The 22,450-nt window shown below is 65.4% G+C and carries 19 protein-coding genes; 7 read left to right on the forward strand and 12 right to left on the reverse strand.

From position 1 onward, the window contains the following. Nucleotides 1–25 precede the first annotated feature (25 nt). The 3 genes from AC1VNY_RS11210 to AC1VNY_RS11220 all read left to right on the forward strand — a co-directional run bounded on the left by AC1VNY_RS11210 (nucleotide 26) and on the right by AC1VNY_RS11220 (nucleotide 4,401). Complete coding sequence (locus tag AC1VNY_RS11210; RefSeq protein WP_482405183.1) at nucleotides 26–1,300, forward strand: serine hydrolase domain-containing protein; 1,275 nt, start codon at nucleotides 26–28, stop codon at nucleotides 1,298–1,300. 182 nt (nucleotides 1,301–1,482) lie between these two features. Continuing rightward, a complete protein-coding gene (locus AC1VNY_RS11215; RefSeq protein WP_482405184.1) occupies nucleotides 1,483–2,994 on the forward strand; it encodes a sensor histidine kinase in 1,512 nt (503 codons plus the stop codon). An 87-nt stretch (nucleotides 2,995–3,081) separates the two neighbouring features. After that, nucleotides 3,082–4,401, forward strand: coding sequence for a dicarboxylate/amino acid:cation symporter (locus AC1VNY_RS11220; RefSeq protein WP_304499220.1), 1,320 nt, complete (start codon nucleotides 3,082–3,084; stop codon nucleotides 4,399–4,401). A 50-nt stretch (nucleotides 4,402–4,451) separates the two neighbouring features. Here AC1VNY_RS11220 and AC1VNY_RS11225 read toward each other — a convergent pair whose 3' ends face one another. Then, entirely contained in the window at nucleotides 4,452–4,766 is a 315-nt protein-coding gene (locus AC1VNY_RS11225) for a hypothetical protein (protein WP_281446628.1), read from the reverse strand. A 565-nt stretch (nucleotides 4,767–5,331) separates the two neighbouring features. Between AC1VNY_RS11225 and AC1VNY_RS11230 the strand changes: the two genes are divergently transcribed. Together AC1VNY_RS11230 and AC1VNY_RS11235 are read left to right on the forward strand one after the other, a co-directional pair. After that, nucleotides 5,332–5,727 (forward strand): helix-turn-helix domain-containing protein, encoded by a 396-nt coding sequence (locus AC1VNY_RS11230; protein ID WP_016844123.1) that lies wholly within the window; start codon nucleotides 5,332–5,334, stop codon nucleotides 5,725–5,727. A 518-nt stretch (nucleotides 5,728–6,245) separates the two neighbouring features. Further along, the gene (locus AC1VNY_RS11235; protein WP_075968771.1) at nucleotides 6,246–6,578 is read left to right on the forward strand and encodes a hypothetical protein; all 333 of its coding nucleotides are present in this window, start codon (nucleotides 6,246–6,248) and stop codon (nucleotides 6,576–6,578) included. Between the two features lie 39 nt (nucleotides 6,579–6,617). Here the strand turns inward: AC1VNY_RS11235 and AC1VNY_RS11240 are convergent, their stop codons facing one another. From AC1VNY_RS11240 to AC1VNY_RS11275, 8 genes are all read right to left on the reverse strand, one after another. After that, complete coding sequence (locus AC1VNY_RS11240) at nucleotides 6,618–7,700, reverse strand: isocitrate/isopropylmalate dehydrogenase family protein (protein ID WP_482405185.1); 1,083 nt, start codon at nucleotides 7,698–7,700, stop codon at nucleotides 6,618–6,620. 113 nt (nucleotides 7,701–7,813) lie between these two features. Further along, on the reverse strand, nucleotides 7,814–8,884 hold the full coding sequence (locus AC1VNY_RS11245; RefSeq protein WP_028334327.1) for an alcohol dehydrogenase: 1,071 nt from the start codon (nucleotides 8,882–8,884) through the stop codon (nucleotides 7,814–7,816). 84 nt (nucleotides 8,885–8,968) lie between these two features. Continuing rightward, nucleotides 8,969–9,937, reverse strand: coding sequence for an ABC transporter ATP-binding protein (locus AC1VNY_RS11250; RefSeq protein ID WP_482405186.1), 969 nt, complete (start codon nucleotides 9,935–9,937; stop codon nucleotides 8,969–8,971). After that, nucleotides 9,934–10,920: an ABC transporter ATP-binding protein gene (locus AC1VNY_RS11255; RefSeq protein ID WP_482405187.1), complete on the reverse strand. Its 987-nt coding sequence runs from the start codon at nucleotides 10,918–10,920 to the stop codon at nucleotides 9,934–9,936. Before AC1VNY_RS11255 ends, AC1VNY_RS11250 begins: the two co-directional genes overlap by 4 nt. Continuing rightward, complete coding sequence (locus tag AC1VNY_RS11260; RefSeq protein ID WP_253609711.1) at nucleotides 10,917–11,789, reverse strand: ABC transporter permease; 873 nt, start codon at nucleotides 11,787–11,789, stop codon at nucleotides 10,917–10,919. Before AC1VNY_RS11260 ends, AC1VNY_RS11255 begins: the two co-directional genes overlap by 4 nt. Continuing rightward, complete coding sequence (locus tag AC1VNY_RS11265) at nucleotides 11,776–12,726, reverse strand: ABC transporter permease (protein WP_482405188.1); 951 nt, start codon at nucleotides 12,724–12,726, stop codon at nucleotides 11,776–11,778. Before AC1VNY_RS11265 ends, AC1VNY_RS11260 begins: the two co-directional genes overlap by 14 nt. Before the next feature lie 6 nt (nucleotides 12,727–12,732). Beyond that, a complete protein-coding gene (locus tag AC1VNY_RS11270; protein WP_482405189.1) occupies nucleotides 12,733–14,208 on the reverse strand; it encodes an ABC transporter substrate-binding protein in 1,476 nt (491 codons plus the stop codon). Between the two features lie 306 nt (nucleotides 14,209–14,514). Further along, nucleotides 14,515–15,744, reverse strand: a complete 1,230-nt coding sequence (locus AC1VNY_RS11275; protein WP_482405190.1) for a CaiB/BaiF CoA transferase family protein — start codon at nucleotides 15,742–15,744, stop codon at nucleotides 14,515–14,517. A gap of 153 nt (nucleotides 15,745–15,897) precedes the next feature. Here AC1VNY_RS11275 and glgA point away from each other — a divergent pair, with 153 nt between their 5' ends. Together glgA and AC1VNY_RS11285 are read left to right on the forward strand one after the other, a co-directional pair. Then, nucleotides 15,898–17,325, forward strand: a complete 1,428-nt coding sequence (gene glgA / locus AC1VNY_RS11280; protein ID WP_482405191.1) for a glycogen synthase GlgA — start codon at nucleotides 15,898–15,900, stop codon at nucleotides 17,323–17,325. Between the two features lie 180 nt (nucleotides 17,326–17,505). Continuing rightward, complete coding sequence (locus AC1VNY_RS11285) at nucleotides 17,506–18,564, forward strand: class I SAM-dependent methyltransferase (RefSeq protein WP_035630961.1); 1,059 nt, start codon at nucleotides 17,506–17,508, stop codon at nucleotides 18,562–18,564. Nucleotides 18,565–18,649: 85 nt separating this feature from the next. Here AC1VNY_RS11285 and AC1VNY_RS11290 read toward each other — a convergent pair whose 3' ends face one another. The 3 genes from AC1VNY_RS11290 to AC1VNY_RS11300 all read right to left on the reverse strand — a co-directional run bounded on the left by AC1VNY_RS11290 (nucleotide 18,650) and on the right by AC1VNY_RS11300 (nucleotide 22,421). Further along, a complete protein-coding gene (locus AC1VNY_RS11290; RefSeq protein WP_482405192.1) occupies nucleotides 18,650–20,266 on the reverse strand; it encodes a L,D-transpeptidase family protein in 1,617 nt (538 codons plus the stop codon). Between the two features lie 264 nt (nucleotides 20,267–20,530). After that, complete coding sequence (locus AC1VNY_RS11295) at nucleotides 20,531–21,769, reverse strand: MFS transporter (RefSeq protein ID WP_304499205.1); 1,239 nt, start codon at nucleotides 21,767–21,769, stop codon at nucleotides 20,531–20,533. A gap of 88 nt (nucleotides 21,770–21,857) precedes the next feature. After that, nucleotides 21,858–22,421: a PRC-barrel domain-containing protein gene (locus AC1VNY_RS11300; RefSeq protein ID WP_482405193.1), complete on the reverse strand. Its 564-nt coding sequence runs from the start codon at nucleotides 22,419–22,421 to the stop codon at nucleotides 21,858–21,860. Between the last annotated feature and the right edge of the window lie 29 nt (nucleotides 22,422–22,450).

Raw genomic sequence — 22,450 nt, forward strand, 5'->3', positions numbered from 1 at the left:
GCCTTGCAAGCCGGAGAAACGCCTGATGCTAGCCCCCACGCCTGCCTCGCCCGAATCCGCGGGAATGTCGACCACTGCCCTCACCCGCCTCGAAGCGCATCTGAAGAGCCGCTACATCGATGCCGGCCGTTTTCCCGGCACGCAGGTCCTGATCTATCGCCGCGGCAAGATCGTGCATTCCACGGTGCAGGGCTTTGCCGATCTCGAGCGCAAGGTGCCGGTCAAGGACGACACCATCTTCCGCATCTATTCGATGACCAAGCCGATCACGTCGGTCGCCTTCATGATGCTGGTCGAGGAAGGCAAGGTCGCGCTCGACGAGCCGGTCGCGAAGTATATTCCGGAATGGAAGAACCTCGGCGTGTTCGTCGCCGGCACCGCGCCCGCCTTCCTGACCCGCCCACCGACGCGGCCGATGCAGATCGTCGACCTCTTGCGCCACACCTCGGGCCTCACTTACGGCTTCCAGCAGCGCTCCAATGTCGACGCGGCCTATCGCGAGAAGAAGATCGGCGAGGTCATCAAGGCCGGCACGCTCGACGGCATGATCGAGGACCTGGCGAAGATCCCGCTGGAGTTCTCGCCGGGCGAAGCCTGGAACTACTCGGTCTCGACCGACGTGCTCGGCTATCTCGTCGGCAAGATCTCGGGTGTGCCGTTCGAGCAATTCCTGAAGGAGCGCATCTTCAAGCCGCTCGGCATGAACGACACGGATTTCTTCGTGCCGGCCGACAAGGCGCATCGGTTTGCCGCCTGCTATTCCGCCGATCCGCAGGGCGGCTTCAACCCGCTCGCCGCCGAGCGCAAGGGCACACTGACGCTGCAGGACGATCCGACCACCAGCTCGTTCCTGGCGCCGCCTTCGCTGATCTCGGGCGGCGGCGGACTGTGCTCGACCGCGGCCGACTACCTGACCTTCTGCCGGGCGCTGCTCAATGGCGGCGAGCTCGGCGGCGTCAGGCTGCTCGGCCCGAAGACGCTGAAGCTGATGACCTCGAACCATCTGCCTGGAGGCGTCGACCTGCCGGCGATGTCGCGTTCGATGTTCGCCGAAGCCGCCTATAACGGCATCGGCTTCGGCCTCGGCTTCGCCGTCACCATGCACCCGTCGCAGACGCTGATCGCCGGCAGCCCGGGCGAATTCAACTGGGGCGGCGCCGCGACGACGTCGTTCTTCATCGACCCGGCCGAGGAGCTGATCACGATCTTCATGACCCAGGTGCTGCCGTCGAGCGCCTATCCGCTGCGGCGCGAGCTGCGCACCATGGTCTACGCCGCGATCACCGAGAGCAATCTCTGACTTGACATCGTTCCGCGGCGCATATGCTCGTTCGAGCATGATCCTTTCGGAAAACCGCTTCACACTTTTCCGGATCATGCTTTGGGCGCCGCGGAACTTTTCCGATAACCAACTGTTTCCTTTGGCGGACTTTTCCCGCTTCCCCTAAGCTCACAGCCAATGGGCACCGACCTGGGGACATCGTGCCGAAACTGACATTGCCAGTCCGTCTCGCGCTTCTGGTCGCGGGAACGATGTTGCCGCTGATCATTTTCGCGGTCGGGATCGTCTTCCACAATTATCAGCGGGATCGCCAGGCGGCCACGCAGCGCGTGCTGGAGACGGCGCGCAGCATCCGCCTGCTGCTCGATGCGGAAATGCAGCGCATGACCGGCGGGCTGCAGGTGCTGGCGCTGACCAACTCGCTGCGCAACAGCGACTTCGACAACTTCCGCCGCGTCGCGGTCGGCTTCATCGACCAGTACGGCAAGGATGGCGTGGTGCTGGTGGCGGACCGCGCCGGACGCCAGGTGTTCTCCTCGCTGACGCCGGACACCGCGAGCCTGCCGCCACGCAACAATCTCGAGATCCTCGAGAAGGTGTTCACGACGCGGCAGCCGCAATACTCCAACCTGTTCTTCGGCGCGGTGAAGCAGCGGCTGATCATCACGGTCGAGGTGCCGGTGATGCGCGACGGCGAAGTGCTTTACGACATTTCCTTCAGCCCGCCGATCGAGGTGTTCCAGGCCATCATCGAGAAGCAGCGCCTCAACCAGGACTGGACCATCTCGATCTTCGACAGCGACGGCGTCAACCTGGCGCGGGTGCCAAACCCGCAGGCGACCATCGGCCAGCGCGCCTCGCCGTCGCTGTTTGCCGAGATGTTCCGCCAGAGCGAGGCGACGCTGCCGACCGTCTCGCTGGAAGGCGTGGCGCTGATCACGGGTTTCACCCGGTCGCGCGTCACCGGCTGGACCGTCGCCGCGGGGATCGCCGAGAACTCGCTGGTGGCGCCGCTGTGGCGCTCGCTGGCGATCACCAGCGTGATCGGTGGCGTCCTGCTGCTGGTCGGGCTCGGCTTTGCGGTGAGGATGGCGACCACGATCGCGCGCGGCGAGATGCTGCACGACCTGCTGATCGAAGAGCTCAACCACCGCGTCAAGAACACGCTGGCGATCCTGCAATCGATCGCCACGCAGACCTTCCGCAGCGCAAGCCGCACCGAGCGCGACAAGTTCGAGGGGCGGCTCGGCGCGCTGGCCGAGGCGCACAATCTGCTCTCGACCGACAAATGGCAGGGCTCCGACTTCCAGGACGTGGTCAGCCGCGTGCTGCGGCCCTATCTGCTGAACAACGCCGCCGAGCGGGTCAGGATGTTCGGACCCCGCGTGCCGCTGTCGCCCCGGCTTGCTTTGGTGCTGTCGATGATCCTGCACGAGATGGCGACCAACGCCGCCAAATATGGCGCGCTGTCCAACGACACTGGCACAGTGACGCTGGACTGGGAGATCATCAACGAGAGCCCCGGACCGAAGCTGCGGATGGTCTGGACGGAGGCCGGCGGCCCACAGGTCACCGCGCCGGTCCAGCGCGGCTTCGGCTCCCGCCTGATCGAGCGCAGCGCCCGCGACCAGCTCGGCGGCGAGGCCACCGTGGATTTCCTGCCCCACGGCGTCGTCTACACCGTGACCAGCGCCCTCGAAATCGACGGCTGACCTGGCAGGAGTGGCCGATCCTGCGACATCTTGGCACGCAAGTTGCTAAGATTGGCGGGTCCGGCCGGCCAGAACCAGGGGGAAGTCATGTCGACCATCGCAGCGGAAGCGACAGTTGCGCGCAAGCCGCTTTACACATCACTGTTCGTGCAGGTGCTTGTCGCGCTGCTGCTCGGCATCGTCATCGGCATGGCCGCGCCCGATTTCGCGATCGGGCTGAAGATCTTCAGCGATGCCTTCCTGAAGCTGATCTCGATGATCGTGGCGCCGATCGTGTTCTGCGTCGTCGTGCACGGCATCGCCGGTGCCGGCGACCTCAAGAAGGTCGGCCGGGTCGGCGTCAAGGCGCTGGTCTATTTCGAGGCGATGACGACGGTCGCGCTCGTGGTCGGCCTGCTGCTCGCCTATCTGTTCGGCCCCGGCCACGGCATGAACATCGACACCTCGACGCTGGATGCCAAGGCGCTCGGCAACTATGCCAGCAACGCGCAGAAGCTGAAGGGCGAAGGCATCGGCAGCTTCCTGCTCAACATCATCCCGACCACCTCGTTCGACGCGCTGTCGCGCAACGACGTGCTGCAGGTGTTGTTCTTCGCCATCATCTTCGGCGTCAGCCTGGCGCTGGTCGGCGGCGAGAAGGGCGAGAAGATCTCCTCCTTCATCGACGCGGTCTCGACCGTGCTGTTCCGCGCCATGGGCCTGATCGTGCGCTTCGCTCCGATCGGCGTGCTCGGCGCCGTCGCCTATACGGTCGGCAAATACGGAGTCGGTTCGCTGAAGCAGCTGCTATCGCTGGTCGCGCTGTTCTACGTGTCGGTCGCGATCTTCGTGCTCGGCGTGCTCGGCGCCGTGATGGCGCTCGCCGGCATCAACATCCTCAAGTTCCTCGGCTACCTGCGCGAGGAGCTGATGATCGTGGTCGCCACGGCATCGTCCGACGCGGTGCTGCCGCAGGTGATGCGCAAGCTGGAGCGTTTCGGCGTCAAGGATTCGGTGGTCGGCCTCGTGATCCCGACCGGCTATTCCTTCAACCTCGATGCCTTCTCGATCTACCTGACGCTTGCGGTCGTCTTCATCGCGCAGGCGACCAACACGCCGCTGTCGTTCGGCGACCTGATGCTGGTGCTCGGCGTGTCGCTGATCACCTCGAAGGGTGCGCATGGCGTACCCGGGTCGGCGATCGTCATCCTGGCGGCGACGCTCAACGCTGTGCCGAGCATCCCGGCGATCGGCCTCGTGCTGGTGCTTTCGGTCGACTGGTTCATCGGCATGGCGCGCGCAGTCGGCAATCTGATCGGCAACTGCGTCGCCACCGTCGTGGTCGCGGCATGGGAAGGTGACCTCGACCGCGACAAGGCCCGTCGCGTGCTCGAAGGCGCCGAGGCGGTTGACGTGACTGCGGGCTGAGCCGCGCGTCCCGAAGCGAGCAGCGTCCCGCGCGTGGCGCGGGGCGCTGATTACTTGACCAGCCTCAAATACGGCGGCAGTTGCCGGGTCGTCGATTGTTCCTGCACGGGCTCGTCCGACGCGATCATGTCACAGAGGGCCTTCAGCTCGGAATCCGTCACCTTGTGGAGCTCCATCCGAAGCTCGAGGATGGCAAGGGACAACAGCCGCGCCGTCTCCGTGTTCGCCCGGTCGGTCAGGAACGCCTGACATTCCTCCAGCGTTGCGAGCAGCGCCAGCAACCGTTCTTCCGTGTTTGCGACCGGCATTTCTTCAACTCCCGAAGCCGCGAGGTAGAGTCGAGGCCTTCCCCTCTTTCGCTTCATTGGCCCCTCCCGCCAGAGTTCGCCGGCTTGTCGTAGGCACACATTTGTTCCAGATGATTGAGAACTTTTGGGCAATTGTCCAGCAACATTCCGAAAGCCTGACTTGGACTTACGTCAAACTCTTGCAAATCGGATGATTCAGTCAAGCACTCGCCGGCCACTTCTCGACCTCAGGCTGCACTAGCTGGGGTTGCATCCACGCAACGACGCCCGTACAATATGGTGGCCCGTAGAACTACGGGCGCTGTGCGTTGACGCCTATTATGCATGTGCGCAAAATCTGTGTCGATCAAACTCGCGCTAGTTGTGGTTTGGTCAATATTTTGCCAAATGTAGAGGGCGGGGTGTCGACAGACACCTTGGCGCGGTCGACTTCAGGTAGTCGACCGAGTTGGTACTAGGGTGTTTCCAATGCGCTTTTGCGGTTGGATACCATCCCGCGATCTTCCTGGATTTCGTGGTTCCGACGAACTGGCGATCCACTCGAGCTTAACGCGGTACATCATGAACGTGTCCCTGACCCAGCCGGGCCAGGGATTCTCGATTTGAAGGACGGGTCACAAGAATGAACAGATCAGCAGCAAAGAAGATGAAGCAGCGCAGTGCCGGCAAGCCGGACATTGAGTTGGGCAAGCGGATTCGCCTGCGCCGTGTCGAGCAAAAGATCTCGCAGGCCGAACTCGGCGACAAGCTTGGCGTCAGCTTCCAGCAGGTTCAAAAGTACGAGAAGGGCGTCAACCGTGTCGGCGCTGCCCGCCTTCAGCAGATCGCGACGGCGCTGGATGTGCCGGTCACCTTCTTCTACGACGGCGACAACAAGGCCCGCGAAGTCGAGAGCCTGCTGTTCCTCGACAGCGCGTTCAGCCTCCGGTTGCTGCGCGCCTACAGCAAGATCAAGGATCAGACGGTGCAGCGTCAGCTGGTGTCGCTGATGGAATCGATCGCCGCCAACGAAGACTGAGCGCGGATCGGGTCGCGGCGCCGCGAACGCGATCCCACCACACCGCAACGGCCGGTCGCCGGCCGCTGCGGCCGCACATGCCGGTCGGGCCGAGAAGATGTCGAAGCGCTGCCATTGCCGATGGCAGCGCTTTTTCTTGGGGCGCTTCTGTCTTTCAAGATTTTGTGATCCAGGCGGACAGCTTCAGTCCCCGTGCGGATGCGCGGTCATGAAGCGGCGACGAGCATCGCGTCATGATCTCATCGCTCGACGTGAGCATGCGCGCAGATCGCCGCGCATGCACGCCGCGCTTTTCCAGCTCGCGCTCCGACTCTCATCTCGCGCAGCGCAGGCGCGCGCAATGCGTCGCTATTCTGTCGCGCGGCCAATTGTCGCCCGCACATCGGGCGACCTCATAACTCCCGCATTTCGTCAGTTGAACCGGCGCCGCCAGAACCGAGTGCACGAGCCTGTCTTTTTTGTCGCAGCAACGAAGTGGCCCGCATGAACGTTTTCAGGCTTCAACCAAGGAGATCTCGATGAATATCAAGCTTGCCGTTATTGGACTCGCCGCGCTTGGAAGCGCAGCGTTGATGTCCGGCGCGGCATCCGCGATGCCCAACGGGCTTCCGCAAGCCAGTCACATCGCGGGCGAAACGTCCAATGTCGACAAGGTGCGCCAGGTCTGCGATCGCTGGGGCCGCTGCTATTGGCGGCCGGGCGCATACGGCTACTACGGACCGCGCCATCACGGATGGCATCATCGTCCGCACTTCCACCATCGCCCGCATCACTACGGGCACCGCCCTCATCACGGCGGCCATCATGGCGGCCATCACGGCGGTGGACATCACGGCGGACACCATCGCTAATCATCAGCGAGGGGGCTTCGGCCCCCTCACCCTTTCGCGCTAGAGCGCTGCCAGCACCGCCTTCGCAACATCGGTCGTGCCGTTGCTGCCGCCGAACTCGAACGGCTTGATGCCGTCGGCGTAGACCTTGTCGACGGCGCGCTCGATCCGCTCTCCGGCCTCGGCGGCGCTTTCGAGTCCATGCTTGTCGGCGAGCCAGTCCAGCATCATCGCCGCCGACAGGATCATCGCAGTCGGATTGGCCTTGCCCTGCCCCATGATGTCGGGCGCCGTGCCATGACACGGCTGAAACAGCGCGTAGCGGTCGCCGATGTCGGCTGACGGCGCCATGCCCATGCCGCCGATCAGGCCGGCGGTGAGATCGGACAGGATGTCGCCGAACATGTTCTCGGTCACCATGACGTCGAAGTCCCACGGACGCTTCACCAGCGCAGCCGCGGTCGCATCGATGTAGAGGTGGTCAGCCCTGACGTCGGGATGACGCTTCGCAGTCTCGTCGAAGATGTTCCGGAAGAATGCGAACGCCTTGAACACGTTCGCCTTGTCGACGCAGGTCAGCCCGCCATTGACCTTGCCGCGCGCCTTGCGGCGTTCGGCGAGCCGGAACGAGAACTCGAACAGCCGTTCGGAGGTGTGGCGCGTGATCACCATCGTCTCGCGCGCCTCGCTGTCGGTGACGACGCCCTTGCCCATCGAGGCGAACAGGCCCTCAGTCGATTCCCGGATCACGACGAGGTCGATGCCCTTCCGGTCGGCGCCGACGATCGTGCTCGATACACCGGGAATCAATCGCGCGGGCCGCACGCCGGCATAGAGATCGAAGATCATCCGCAACTCGATCTGCGGCGCGATCTCGGTGTTGTCGGGGTAGCGCACCGACGGCAGGCCGCAGGCTCCGAGCAGGATCGCATCGGCCTCCTCGCACAACCGGATCGTGCTCTCCGGCATCGACTTACCGGTTTCCTTGTAATGGCCCGCGCCGGCCGGCGCCTCGGTGAAGCGGAATTTGAGACCGGCCGACGCCTCGATCTTGCGCAGCACGTCGAGCGCCGGCGCCATCACCTCGGGGCCGATGCCGTCGCCACCGAGAACGGCGATGTGAAGTGCGTCGTTGGCGGACATGGGGTTCTCCGGAACACAACAGTCATTCCGGGGCGATGCGGAGCATCGAACCCGGAATCTCGAGATTCCGGGTCAGGTGCTGACGCACCATCCCGGAATGACGGCGAGTTGATCTACGGCGTCAACACCGCGCGGCCGACCAGCTGGCCCTTCTGCAGATTGGTCAGCGCCTCGTTCGCCTTTGCCAGCGGCATCGGCGTGACCGGGATCGCCGGAATCTTCTTGGTCCGCACGAGGTCGAGCAGTTCCTGGGTCTCGCGCAGATTACCGACATAGCTGCCCTGGATGGTGACCGCCTTGATCGGGATCAGCGGCAGCGCCCAGGGCGCGCCACCGCCGAACAGGCCGACGATCACGAGCTTGCCGCCCTTGGTCAGGCAGTCGAAGCCGAGCTGCGAAGTCTGGGCGTTGCCGACCAGGTCGATCGCGGCACGGATCGGCTGGCCGGCCTTCTTGACGAGTTGTTCCAGCGCGTCGGGCGCCTTGCCGTCGACGGTCGCGAGCGCGCCGGCGGCTTCGGCCGCCTCGCGCTTTCTGGCGTCGATATCGACCACGATCGCGCCCTTGCCGCCCATCGCCTTCAGCAGCGAGAGCGCCATCAGGCCAAGACCGCCGGCGCCGAAGATCACGATCGGCGTGTCGAGATCCTTCTCGACCTTCTTCAGCGCGCTGTAGGTCGTGACACCGGAGCAGGCGTAAGGCGCGGCCGTGACGGGATCGAGCCCCTTGAGGTTCAGCAGATACTTCGGATGCGGCACCGTCATGTGATCGGCGTAGCCGCCGTCGCAATAGACGCCGAGCGCATTCGGCTTGATCGCGCACATGTTCTCGTCGCCGCCGAGGCAGGTCGGGCACTTGCCGCAGCCGAGCCAGGGATAGGCCAGCGCGACATCGCCGACCTTGAGGCCGCCCTTATCGGCGTCCTTGACGTCGGGCCCGAAGGCAACGATCTCGCCGACCGTCTCATGGCCCATCGTGCGCGGCAGCGAGACGCCGCGATCCTTCAGCGACAGCGGCTTGCGGCCGTGGCCGAGATCATAGCCGCCCTCCCAGATGTGCAGATCGCTGTGGCAGACGCCGGCGGCCTTGACCTTGATCAGCACCTGCGTGCCCGACGGCTGCGGCGTCGGCTGATCGACCTCCTTCAAGGGGGCGTTGAAATCGACGACCTGGAAACTCTTCATCGCTGTTCTCCCGTAGCTTGTTCTTGCGGCGGACCTTGCCACGCCTGCCCGTCCGGGACAAACGCGGTGTCGGCCTCCGGATATTTAGATCAGGGGATGATGGCAAGCCGCGAACTGGCCCGGCGCAACCACGCGCAGTTCCGGCACCTCGCCGGCGCAGCGCGCATCGGCCCGCGGGCAGCGGGTGCGGAAGCGGCAGCCGGAGGGCGGCGCAATCGGCGACGGCGGCTCGCCGACCGGCACGCTTTGGGTCGGGCGGACATCCGGATCCGGCACCGGGATCGCCTCGATCAGCAGCGCGGTATAGGGATGCGCCGGCCGTGCAAACAGCTGCTCCGACGGGCCGACCTCGCAGAGCCGGCCGAGATACATCACCGCGACGCGATCTGAGACCGCCTTCACCACGGCGAGGTCGTGGGCGATGAACAGCAGGGTCAGGCCGTAGCGCGCCTTCATCTCCTCCAGCAGATTGAGGATCTGGGCACGAATTGAAACGTCGAGCGCGGACACCGGCTCGTCGCAGATCACGAATTCCGGATTGAGCACCAGAGAGCGGGCGATGCAGATGCGCTGGCATTGTCCGCCGGAGAATTCATGCGGCAGGCGCCCGCTCACCAGCGCCGGATCGAGGCCGACCGCCGACAGCACGTCGCTGACCCGCCGCCGGCGTTCCTCGGGATCTTTGACGCCTGCGATCACCAGCGGCTCGGCGACGATGTCGCCGATCCGCCGCCGCGGATTGAGCGAGGCGATCGGGTCCTGGAAGATCAGCTGCACGCGCCGCCGCATCCTGCGCAGCGCCTCGCCCTTCAGGGCGGTGAGATCGTGCCCGTCGAACAGCACCTTGCCGGAGACGGCCTGGCGCAGTTGCAGCACGGCGCGGCCGAGCGTGGACTTGCCGCAGCCGGATTCGCCGACCAGCCCCAGCGTCTCGCCGCGCGCGATCTCGAGGCTGACATCGGAGACGGCATGGATGGTCTTGCCTCCCACCGAATATTCGACGACGAGGTTTTCCACCTTCATCAGCGGATCGGGTGCGGCCTGCAGCATCATGCGCCGACCCCCGCGGTGATCGGATGGAAGCAGGCGTAGAGATGTTCCGGCGTTTCCGCCCGGCTGAGCTGCGGCTTCTCCGTGCCGCAGCGCTCCGCGGAGTAACGGCAGCGCGGCGAGAACGAGCAACCCTTGAGCGGCCGGGTCGGGTCGGGCGGCCGTCCCGAGATCGCCGGCAGCGGCGTATGCGGCGGGACGTCGAGCTTCGGCAGCGCGGCGAGCAGCGCCTCGGTGTAGGGCATCCGCATCTGCTTGAACAATGCCGGCGTCGGCGCGCGTTCGACGACGCGCCCGGCATACATCACCGCGACCTCGTCGGTGCGGCCGGCGACCACGCCGAGGTCATGCGTGATGATGATCATCGCCATGTGACGGCGCTGCTGCTCGCGCGCCAAGAGATCGAGGATCTGGGCCTGGATCGTGACGTCGAGCGCGGTGGTCGGCTCGTCCGCGATCAGGAGCTGCGGCTCGCAGGACAGCGCCACCGCGATCGCGACGCGCTGGCGCATGCCGCCGGAGAGCTGGTGCGGATATTGCGCCAGGCGCTGCTCGGGCGCGGGAATGCCGACCGCCGCCAACAGTTCGATGCTGCGCTGCCTGGCCTGGGCCACGTCGAGCTCGAGATGTTCCACAATGGTCTCGATCAGCTGGGTGCCGATGGTCAGCACCGGATTGAGCGAGGTCATCGGGTCCTGGAACACGACCGCGAGCGAGCGGCCGCGCAGCTTGCGCAATTTCTCCGCCGGCAGTTTCGTCAGATCCTGCCCGTCGAACATCACGCGGCCGGACAGTTTCGCCTTCTTGGGCAGCAGCTGCAGGATCGCGCGCGACAGCATGGTCTTGCCGCACCCGGACTCGCCGACGATGCCGAGCGTCCTGCCGGCGCCGACGGCAAGATCGACATGATCGACCGCCCGCAGATTGCCGCGCGGCGTCGGCAGGTCGACCACCGCATTCTCGACCGAGAGCAGCGTCCGGCTCATAGCGCCCCCTGCCTGGGATCGGTCAGCGCGCGCATCGTATCGCCGATCAGGTTGAACGAAAGCACGGTCAGGAACATCGCGATCGCCGGAATGAAGGCGAGCCGCGGCGCCACCTCGAGGCTCTCACGGCCCTCCCCGATCATGCTGCCCCAGCTCGAGATCGGCGGCGGCACGCCGAGGCCGAGGAACGACAGCGACCCCTCGACCACGATGGTGACGGCGACGCCGAGCAGGAAGAAGGCGAGCAGCGGCAGCATCACATTGGGCAGCAGCTCGCGCAGCAGGATGCGCGCATGCGTGGCGCCGAGCGCCTGCGCCGCGATGACGAACTCGCGCCGCGCCAGCGACAAGGTCGCCGCCCGCGCCACCCGCATGAAGGCGGGAATGCCAAGCACGCCGAGGATGCAGGTCAGATTGAAGATCGACTGGCCGAGATAGGCGGTGACCGCAAGCGCCAGGATCAGCGGCGGGAACGCCAGCAGCACGTCCATGCTGCCGACCACGAAGGATTCGAACCGGCCGCGGAAATAGCCCGCGAGCATGCCGAGCGCGCCGCCGATCGTGACACCGATCATCGGTGCGCAGAGGCCGACGATCAGCGAGATACGCGCGCCATAGATCAACCGCGACAGCTCGTCACGGCCAAGACCGTCGGTGCCGAGCCAATGCTCGGCCGAGATCGGCGCCCGCCGCTCCAGCATGTCCATGTCGGTCGGGCTCGGCAGCGGCAGCAGGTCGGCAAAGATCGCGACCGCGAACACCAGCGCCATCCAGCCGATCGCAATCCAGAACAGCATGCCGAGCCCGCGGCGGCGCCGGACCGGCGTCGCACCGGCCTCTTCCTCGAGGCTGAGCTCAAGCGTGGCCATGGCGGATCCTCGGGTCGAGAAGGGCGTAGAGCATGTCGACGACGAAGTTCATGATCACGAAGCCCGCGGCAACCAGCAGCACCACGCCCTGCAGGATGATCAGATCGCGGGTATAGATCGCGCCGACCAGGAGGCGGCCGATCCCCGGCAAGGCGAAGATCGACTCGACGATGACGGCGCCGCCGATCAGGCGGCCGATATTGATGCCGGTGATGGTGACGAGCGTCAGCGACGACGGCTTCAGCGCGTGCACGAACAGGATGCGCGACGGCTTGAGGCCCTTCGCCTTGGCGAGCGCAATATAGTCCTCCTGCAGCGCTGCGATCATGTCGGAGCGCAGCACGCGCATGATGCCCGGCCATTCCGCAAGTCCGAGCGTCAGCGCCGGCAGCACCATGAAGCGCAGATTGGCGACCGGGTCCTCGGTGAACGGCACATAGCCGGTCGCCGGCAGCAGGCGCAGCTCGACCGCAAACAGATAGATCAAGAGGATCGCGGACAGGAAGGTCGGCACCGACAGCATGCCGAAGGCCGAGCCGGTCGTGAAGCGGTCGAACGCGCTGCCGGCCTTGGCCGCGCAGGCGATCGCGAGCGGCACGCCGATCGCAAGCCCGATCAGCTCGGCCAGGATCATCAGCTCGAACGAGACCGGGATGCGTTCGCTGACCGCCTGCAACACGGTCTGCCCGGTGCGGAAGGACCGTCCGAAATCACCCTGCAGGATGTGCCACAGCCAGCCGAGATAGCGCAGCCAGATCGGCTGATCGAGCCCCATGTCGTGACGCAGGGCCGCGACGTTCTCGGGCGTCGCCTGGTCGCCGAGGATCACGTAGGCCAGATCGCCAGGCAACAGCGAGGCGATCACGAAGGTCAGCACCGAGACCGCGATCAGCACCGGTACCAGGTACAGGAGCCTGCGCGCGACGAAGAACAGCATGAAAGGCTATTCCTTCCAGGCGTAGGAGACGTCGAGCACCCCGTTGAACATCTTCGGCACGCCCTTCACCTTCGCGCTCGAGATTGCGTAGTAGGTGTTCTGGAAGGTCCAGAACCAGAGCGCCTCCTTGTTGATCAGGCGGCTGATCGCGCAATAGTCGTCGGTGCGTTGGGCGACATCGGCGGTGGTTCGCGCATGCTCCAGCAGCCGGTCGAGCTCCGGATCGGAGAAGTTCGCCAGCGCCACCGGGCTGCCGGTGTGGAAATTGGCATACATCTGCGGATCGGGATCGGCGAGGTCAACGATGCGCCACGGCGTGAGCTGGAACTGGCGCATGAACGCGCGCGGCACGATCGTGGCCTGATCGACCTGCTCGATCTCCATGTTGGCGCCGACCCGCTTCCAGAGCTGCTGCAGCACCTGGCCGATGGTGCGGCCGCGCGGCGTCGCCGAGACGATCATCTTGAAATCAACCGGCTTGCCGTAGTCCTTGATCAGCGCCTTGGCCTTCGCCGCGTCTTCCGGCAGCGCGCCGTCGTCCTTGCACTTGACCCAGGAGCCGTCGCCATAGGGATTGGTGGCCGGCCGCGCCAGGCCGTTGGTGATCGCCTGCGATATCTTCTTGCGGTCGAGCGCCATGACCAGCGCCTGGCGCACGCGGACATCGTCGAACGGCGCCGCCTTGGTGTTGAACGCGTAGACTTGCGCGCCGGAGCCGGCATAGGAGTGGACCGTCAGGCTCTTGTCCTTCTGCGCCTTGACGATGTTGTCGGCGTCGTATTCGTCGTCCCAGACGACGTCGGCCTCGCCCGATTGCAGAGAGGCAAAACGCGACTGCGCGTCCGGCAGCGGCTTTAAGATGATGCGATCGAGATAGGGCTTGCCCTTGTCCCAATAGTCCGGGTTCTTCTCCAGCACCATGCGGTCGCCGGCGGTCCAGGATTTCAGGATGTAGGGACCGGTGCCGACCGGATTGCGATTGTAATCCTCGCCCTTGGTCTTCCACGCGGTCGGCGACTGCATCACATTGTTGGAGCTCTGGATCGACTGGGTCGCCGGAAAATTCACCGACGGGTCGCTGAAATTGTAGACCACCGTCAGGTCATCGACCACCTGCACACTGCTGATGCTGGAGATGTAGAAGGCGCAGCGGCACTTGTTGGCCGGGTCCTTCTGGCGGTCGAAGTTCTCCTTCACCGCCTGCGCATTGAACGGCGTGCCGTCGTGGAATTTCACGCCGGGCCGCAGCTTGATGGTCCAGGTCTTGAAGTCGTCGGAATGCTCCCACGACAGCGCGAGCTTCGGCTTCGGCTCGCCCTTCTCGTCGAGCGTCATCAGCGTGTCGAAGATCGCGGCCGCTGCGGTGTTGGCCGAGGTATCGTAAACGCCGACCTTGAGCGGGTCGAAGCCCGGAATGTCCAGTTCCTGGCCGACGGTGAGCGTGCCGCCCTGCTTCTGCGCATGGGCCGGTGCAGCTGACATCGCCCCACCTAATCCCGCCACAAGAAATATGCGCGCAACTGCGCGCGCGCGCCCGACCAGCTTCATCAATGCTCCCTCCCAGGTGGGCGACGTCCGGTGTTCCGGATCGTCGTCTGTTGGGCGGCAGATTGTCCGGAATCGCCGCGCGCGACAAGACCGTAATACGGATGAAAAGCCGCAGGGCGATCACGATGCGATCTCGTGAGCTCGCATCGTGATCTGATCTACTTGTTCGAGCATGATCTTTCGGAAAACCGGTACCCACTTTACGTGAACGCGGCCCTCCGGGTCCGGATCATGCTCTAACTACGCACCCGTCTTCGCCGGTTGCGCTGCGAAGCCTGCGATCTGATCGTCGGAGAGGCCGATCTCCTTCAGATAGGACAGTGTGTGCTCGCCGAGCGTCGACATCCGCTTGCGCGCACCGACCGTCGCGCCGGACATGCGGAACGGCAGATTGAGCACCTTGAAGCTGCCGCCGCCGTCCGCAACCTCGGTCAGCGCGCCGCGATGGGCGATTTGCGGATCGGCAAGTGCCTCGCGCACGGTGCGATAGGCGGATGACGGCACGCCATACTCGTTGAGCGCGGCAAGGCAGGCCTGCGTGCTGACCGAGCGCGACCACGCCTCGACGCCCTCCATCAGGCCCGCCCAGTTGTCCCGCCGATCGGAATATTTGGCGAAGCGCGGATCGGACACCCAATCGGGACGGCCGATCACCTGCATCAGGTTCTGGAACGTCTTCTCGCTGGCGATCGCCACCATCACGTAGCCGTCGGTGGTTTCGATCGGGCCGAACATCGGGCGCTGGGTTTGCTTCACCTCGAATTGCGACCATTGCAACTCGTTCAGGGTCAGGCTCAGCATCGATTCCAGCATCGAGACGTCGATGTGCTGGCCCTTTCCGCTGGCGGCGCGCTGGTAGAGCGCCGCCGAGATCGCACCGAACGCGTAAACGCCGGTCAGCACATCGGCGTGATAGATGCCGCAATAGTCCGGCCGGCTGCGTCCCGGCTGATAGGCGAGATGCGCCATCTCGTAACCCGAGGCGGCATGAATCACCGGCGCATAGGCCGGCAATTCCGCCGACGGGCCGGTCTGGCCGTAGCCGGAGATCGAGCAGAAGATCAGCTTCGGATTGATGTCTCGGACCGAGGCATAGTCGAGCTTCAGCCGCCGCATCACGCCGGGACGGAAATTCTCCACCAGCACGTCGGCGGTGGCGATCAGCCGGCGCACGGCTTCGACGCCGGCCGCCGACTTCAGGTCGAGCACCAGACTGTTCTTGCCGATATTGAGCTGGCCGAACGCCGTCGAGCAATTGTTGCGCACCGGCGGCCGCGTCCGCATCGTCTCGCCCTCAGTGGGCTCGATCTTGATCACCTCCGCGCCCATGTCGGCGAGCATCCGCGTGCAATGAGGTCCGGCGATCGTGGTCGAAAAATCGAGCACGCGAAGGCCGTCGAAGCTCCGTGTCAAATTCCCCTCATCGTCAGCGGCTATGGTCGTCGGCAAGGCTTCCTCCACCTTCGTCATGGGTTGTTCGGCGTCGCGTGACCCTAAAGTGAGCCGCCCTGGCAGGAAAGCGTCTCGTCCAGACCGGGAGCGCGGGCCGTCTTGCATTTTACTCAAAGGCAGATTGGACCCGATCTTGCATGGCCCTGTCACGGGCTGGAACGAGGGCGCTTGTTGAAGGTCTTATTCGTCACGACGGAGATGGACGATTTCGTCCGCGTCGGCGGGCTCGCCGCCGTTTCCGCTGCCCTTCCGCGGGCGCTCCGCCCGTGGAGCGACGTCAGGATCATGCTTCCCGGCTACCGGGATGTGGTCGAACAGTTCACGCATATTGAAATCGTTGGGCAATGCCGAGCGCTCGCCGAGATGCCGGCCTGCACGCTCGGGCGTGCGTCGACCAGGGACGGACTTCCGGTCTACGTGCTGCTGTGCCCGCAACTCTACGAGAGGCCGGGCAATCCCTATGGCGATGAGTCCGGCCGCGACTGGCCCGACAACGACATCCGCTTCGGCCGTTTTGCCTCGGCCGCTGCCGAACTTGCAGCCGGAATGCTGGACACGAATTGGGCAGCGGACCTCGTACACGCCAACGATTGGCAGGCCGCGCTCACACCGGCCTACCTCGCCTGGCGCAACGCGCGGATTCCGTCGATCCTGACCATCCACAATCTCGCCTATCAGGGCCTGTTTCCGAAGGACTCGCTGCGGCGGATCGGCGCACCGGAAAGCTCGTTCCACATCGACGGGCTGGAGTTCTACGACAAGCTCTCCTTCCTCAAGGGCGGCCTCGTCTACGCCTCGCATCTGACCACGGTCAGCGCGACCTATGCCAGGGAGATCACAACCGCGGAGCTCGGCTGCGGCCTGGAAGGCCTGCTCCGCGTGCGCTCCGACGCCGACCAGCTGACCGGCATCCTGAACGGCATCGACGAGAGTTGGGACCCGCGCCACTGCGCGCAGCTCGCACAGCCGTTCGGCTCCGGCGACTGGAAGGGCAAGCAGGCCAACGCCGACTATGTCCGCCGTCAGTTCGGCCTTGCGGTCTCGCGCGGACCGATCTTTGGCCTCGTCGCACGCCTCGTGCATCAGAAGGGCGTCGACCTCGTGCTATCCGCCGCCGACGAGATCATCAGGGACGGCGGACAGATCGTCGTCACCGGCAGCGGCGAGCCCGCCATCGAGGATGCACTGGTGGCCGCGCATCGCCGCCGGCCCGATGCGATCGGCGTGATCATCGGCTTCAGCGACGCGCAGGCGCGCCGGATCTTCGCCGGCAGCGATTTCACTTTGATGCCGTCGCGCTTCGAGCCCTGCGGCCTCAGCCAGATGTATGCGCAGCGCTTCGGCTCACTGCCGATCGGCCACCAGACCGGCGGGCTTGCGGAAACCATCGCCGACGGCGAGACCGGCTTCCTGTTTGCGCAGCCGTCGGCGGAATCCTTCCTCGGCGGCGTCAGGCGCGCCTTCGACGCCTACCGCGCCAAGGACCGGCTCAACGCCATGCGCTCCAGCGCGATGGCCAAGTCCTACAGCTGGGACCTGTCGGCCGCCTGCTATGGTGCGCTGTACAAAAGGCTGATCATGCCGCGCGTGATGGCGTAGGCGGCTCGCCTCGCGGGCTTGTGAAGCCCGGCGGCTGTGGGATCCCACCGGCCCGGTAACAATCGGGTCATTGCACCGAACCTTTCAGGCGATCACGTCGCCACACGGCTGGACGACGACGCATGCGTGAAATTGCGAATGATGGCTTTTGGCCAAACGCGATTGCGATGGAGGAACATCATGGACGTCAACGAAGAGCGCCTCAATTCATTCATGGGAAAGATGATCGGCGATGTCGGCGCGGCGATGAATGCCTCGCTGATGCTGCTGGGCGACAAGCTCGGGCTCTACAGGGCTCTCGCGCAGGGCGGGCCGATGAATGCCGCGGCCCTGGCCAAGGCGACGGGAACGGCCGAGCGCTACATCCAGGAGTGGCTGTCGGCGCAGGCGGCCTCCGGCTACATCGAGTACGACAAGGCAACCGGAAAATTCTCGATGCTGCCCGAGCAGGCGCTCGCGCTGGCCGACGAGGACAGCCCGGTCTTCCTCGGCGCCGTCGGAAGCCTTGTCGGCGCGACCTTTCTCGATGAGCCAAAGATTACCGACGCCTTCAAGACCGGCAAGGGCGTCGGCTGGAACAGGCGCAGCGAGTGCCTGTTCTGCGGCACCGCCCGCTTCTTCCGGACCAGCTACAAGCATTATCTGGTGCAGGAATGGCTGCCGGCGCTCGAGGGCGTCGTCGACAAGCTGAAGAAAGGCGCTGTCGTCGCCGACGTCGGCTGCGGGCACGGCGTCTCGACGCGACTGATGGCGGAGGCGTTCCCGAAATCAACCTTCTACGGCTTCGACTACCACGAGGGCTCGATCGAGGCGGCGCGGAAGTCCGCGCGGGAGGCGGGACTGTCGGACCGCGTTCATTTCGAAACGCATTCCGCCAAGACATTCCCGGCCAAGGGCTATGACCTGGTGTGCTTCTTCGACTGCCTGCACGACATGGGCGATCCGGTCGGCGCCCTCAAGCACACCCGCTCCACCCTCGCCGACGACGGCACCTGCATGCTGATCGAGCCGTTCGCCAACGACCGGCTGGAGGACAACCTCAATCCGATCGGGCGCGTCTACTACGCGGCGTCGACGATGATCTGCACGCCAGCGTCGCTGGACCAGGAGGTCGGGCTCGCGCTCGGCGCGCAGGCCGGAGAGGCAAGACTGCGCGAGGTGGCGCGCCAGGGCGGCTTCTCGCGGTTCCGCCGCGCCGCTGAAACGCCGTTCAACCTGATCCTGGAAGCTCGCCCGTAAGGCAGTCCATCGCACAGTGGGTTTCGACGGCGGCATCACGCCGCCGTCGGAGGCTCACCGTGATGGGCGGCCTGCCCCCGCCCCACTACCACTGTTGCGATTGCCAGTAATACTGGCCGCCGCGCCGGCGCGGATTGGCGGCTTGAGGATTGCCATAGATCTGGGGGCTACCGAACTGGGGAGCGCCGTATTGGGGGCTACCATAATTGGTGGGCGCCTGGGGATTCCAGCTGCGCTGATAGAAGAAGCCGAAACCGTCCTCGTCCCTGCTCGCGATCATGTCGTCGGTCATCATGGGCCGGGTCGGCTTGCGCGTGATGAAACCGCCCTGAGGCTGGTTGCTCAGCACGGCGACGAACTCGGTGCGATAGTTGGTCTCGGCGCTCAATGGCTCGTCCGAGATGATGATCGAAGAGCGCGCAACGGCAGTCGGCGCGATGCGGTCCAGCACATCCTGCGGGATGGTGATGCGGTCGAGCGCGTCCTTGGCGTTGTCTCCGTCGTCGATCGACACCTCGGTCCAGCGCAGGCCGCCCGCGTCGTTGCGCGCCATCGCCGTGTAGATATGCGTGCCGATCGGTTTGTCCGGATCGCGAATCGTGACGGGAACCTCGATGCTTGAATCGAACACCTCGCCGCCGTCAGCCCATGGCTTGTGGGTGTTGCGCCGGACGTAGAGCTTCTGCGTCGCGCGGCTGATGTAGACGGACACCGGCTCCAGCGCGAGCTTGGCCTCGGTCGCCGCCTTCTGGGTATCGGCCTTCTTGGTCTCGGCCGCCTTGGCGGCGTCCTTGGCGGCGGCTGCGGCGTCGAGCTTCGGCTTGGCGTCGCCCTGGGCGGCCTCGAACTGCGTGGTCGCTTCCGCGGCCTTGGCCACTGCCTTCTGCTTCAGATCCTCGGCGCGCGCCTTGGCAAGATCGGTCTTGGCCGCGGCGAGCGTCTTGTCGGCCAATGCGACCGCCGCGTCGGCACGGGTCTTCATCTGTTGCAATTTGCGCAGCGACGCCGGAGTGAACAGTGCGGCTTCCTTGGTCGCGGCCACGGAAGCCTTCTTCGCCTCGTCGGCCGCCTTGGCGGCATCCGCGGCCTCGCGGCTGAGCTTTTCGGCGCGCGCCGGTGCCGCCGCCATGGCTTGCGCGTTCGGCACGAACAGCGCCGGATGCGTGAAATCGACCGGGGCCGGGTCGTTCGGCGCGATGATCACCCGCATCCCGATCCGGGTCTTGTCGAACAGCTTCTCGGCAAAATCGTAGGGCATCCGCACGCAGCCATGCGAAGCCGCATATCCCGGCAGCGGTCCGCCATGCAGCGCGATGCCGTTCCAAGTGATGCGCTGCATGTTGGGCATCCAGGCATCGTCATAGAGGGTCGAGTGGTGGTCCTTGTCCTTCTCGATCAGCGCAAAGACGCCGGCCGGCGTCTCGCGTCCCTTGACGCCGCTCGACACCGGCGCGCGGTAGATCCAGCCCTCGGCGTCGTAGAGCGTGACCTTCTGGGCCTTGATCGACACGATCGCCATGATCGGCTCGCCAGCGGTGCGCGGCGCGGTCGCCTCGACGGCTGCCGCGGGACGCTGCTCTTTCGCCGCGACGCCACCGGTCAGTGACGCAACTGTGACCATCGCCGCGAAAGTCACAAAGGCGGGTTGGCCCCAACGCCGCATCGCTCCGGTGGTTTGCGCCGTCGTCGTTCGATGTACCATGCCGCTCCTCGGTCGAAATGCCTGCCTGCGCTGCGTCAATCCCGTACCAGACCGCGATTTTGGATTGATTAATCGCCGCCACGGTTCAACGCGCGAACTCGCTCCTGGGGACCATCGGGCTCGTTCCAGCAGCAAATCACTTATGTATTCACTCATATATGACGGCACATGCAGGAGAAAGGGTGCCGCGCTGCAAAACGGGCCCGTAGCCGCATCCCTGGTCCGGTCGGTGGCGGCTAATGATGCCGCGGTTGCGCCCTGCCATCATGCCGTCCGCCGCGTCTCCGGCATCACCAGCCAGATCACGAACAGTCCGAACGCGGCGATCCCGGCGAGGCCCATGAAGGCGGTGCTGCTGCCGAGCTTGTCGCTGACATAGCCGGCCAGCACCGTGCTGAGCGACGCTCCAATGCCGACCGCGGTGCCGACAATGCCCTGCGCCAGGTTGAAATGGCCGCTGCCGAAGGCGACGTCGGCCACGATCAGCGGCACCATCACGCTGAAGATCGCCGCGGTGATGCCGTCGAAAATCTGCACCATGACCAGCACATAGGGGTCGCGCACCGTCGCGAACAACAGGCCGCGGATCGCCAGCGCGGCGAATGCGATCAACAGCAGCGGCCGCCGCCCCCAGGCCTGGGCCTTGCGGCCGACCGACGGCGAGGACAGCGCGACGATCGCCTGCGGCACAATGATGCAGGCCGCGATCAAGACCGGCGCCCATTGGCTCGACCGTGTCGTCACCACGCCCGCCATCAAGGGCAGCATCGCGGCATTGGCGAGCTGGAACAGCATCATCGCGCCGGCAAAGATCAAGAGCGGCCGCTGCCGCACCAGGCCGACGACGCTGGTGGCGCGCTTGTCGGGGACCTCGCGTTTCACCTCGCCATGGGCCTGGGCGATGTCGATCTCGCGCTCGCGGATCCGCGCCAGCGACAACAGTGTCGGGATCGCCAGGATGAAGGTGACGAGGAACACCGAGCGGCTCGACAGCAGATAGCCGCAGGCGCCCATCAGTGCCGCGGCCGAGCCGCTGCCGAGCGAGGCGAAGCGCGCGTTGCGGCCGAGCCGCTCGCCGATCGCAAGCGGCCCGACCAGGCCGAGGCTGATCGCGGCGATCGCCGGACCGAGCACGCAGCTCGCGAGCGCATGCAGCGTCGCGGCGAGCGTCACCACGGGAAAGATCGGCCAGAGCGCGTAGGCCAGAGCACTGGCGCCGATCGCGGCCACCGCACAGCCCGCAACGACCCGCTCCGAGCGTGCCGCATCGACGATCGCTCCACCGGGCATCTGGCCCAAGAGGCCGATGATGCCGCCGATCGAGAGCACGAAGCCGATCTCGACCTGGGTCCATTTCTGCGTCGTCAGATAGACCGCGACGAACGGGCCGAAGCCGGTCTGCACGTCGGCCAGGAAGAAGATGAACCAGTCGAGGCCGCGCTGGCTTTCGCGCGACGGCGCACGCGGTTCCTCGGGACTGCCTTGATCGGGGGCGAGCGGCACAACATTAGTACCGCCGGCTGATCGCTTGCCACGACCGTCGCCAACCGTCTCTAAAGAAGAGTTCGGACGCGCGACCAGCTCTACCCCCCTAATGTTCGTAATCCCATGGATGCAGGCTTCCCGCCGCGCCCAGCACGATCAGCGGCGTATCTTCCTTGTATTCGGGTGCAGCGCTGACCTGCTGCTTGTTGAGGTCCAGCGTGATGCTGTCGCTCTTGCTGGAAACACCGGCGAAACGCAGCGCGTTCCAATCGACCACGATCTTGCGGCTGCCGACGCCGAGGAACCCACCGAAATCGATCACCGCGGCGCGGACCTTGCCGTCGCGGTCGACAATGACGTCGACGATGCGGCCCATGTTCTCATTGGCGGAACTGCGAACGTCGCGCCCGAGAATGCCGTGCGCATCGCGCGCGCCGATCACGGTCACCGACGGCGGCGGCGACGGTTCCTTGGACGATTCCTTTGAGGGCTCCTTGGCCTGCTCCTTCGGCGTCGCAGAGGCTGCCGGCGGCGCAGGCGTTGCTGGCGGCGCCTGGACCGCCGGCGGCGGCGATGGTGTCGGCGCCGGCGCTTCGTCGTCGGCGGCACGGACACCCGCGCATGTCAGCAGCGCCGCTGCGACCAGCATCATCAAAATCCTCGGACGCATGTTACTCTCCCCGCGATTTCCCGGCGCAC

The organism is Bradyrhizobium ferriligni (genome assembly GCF_056837965.1).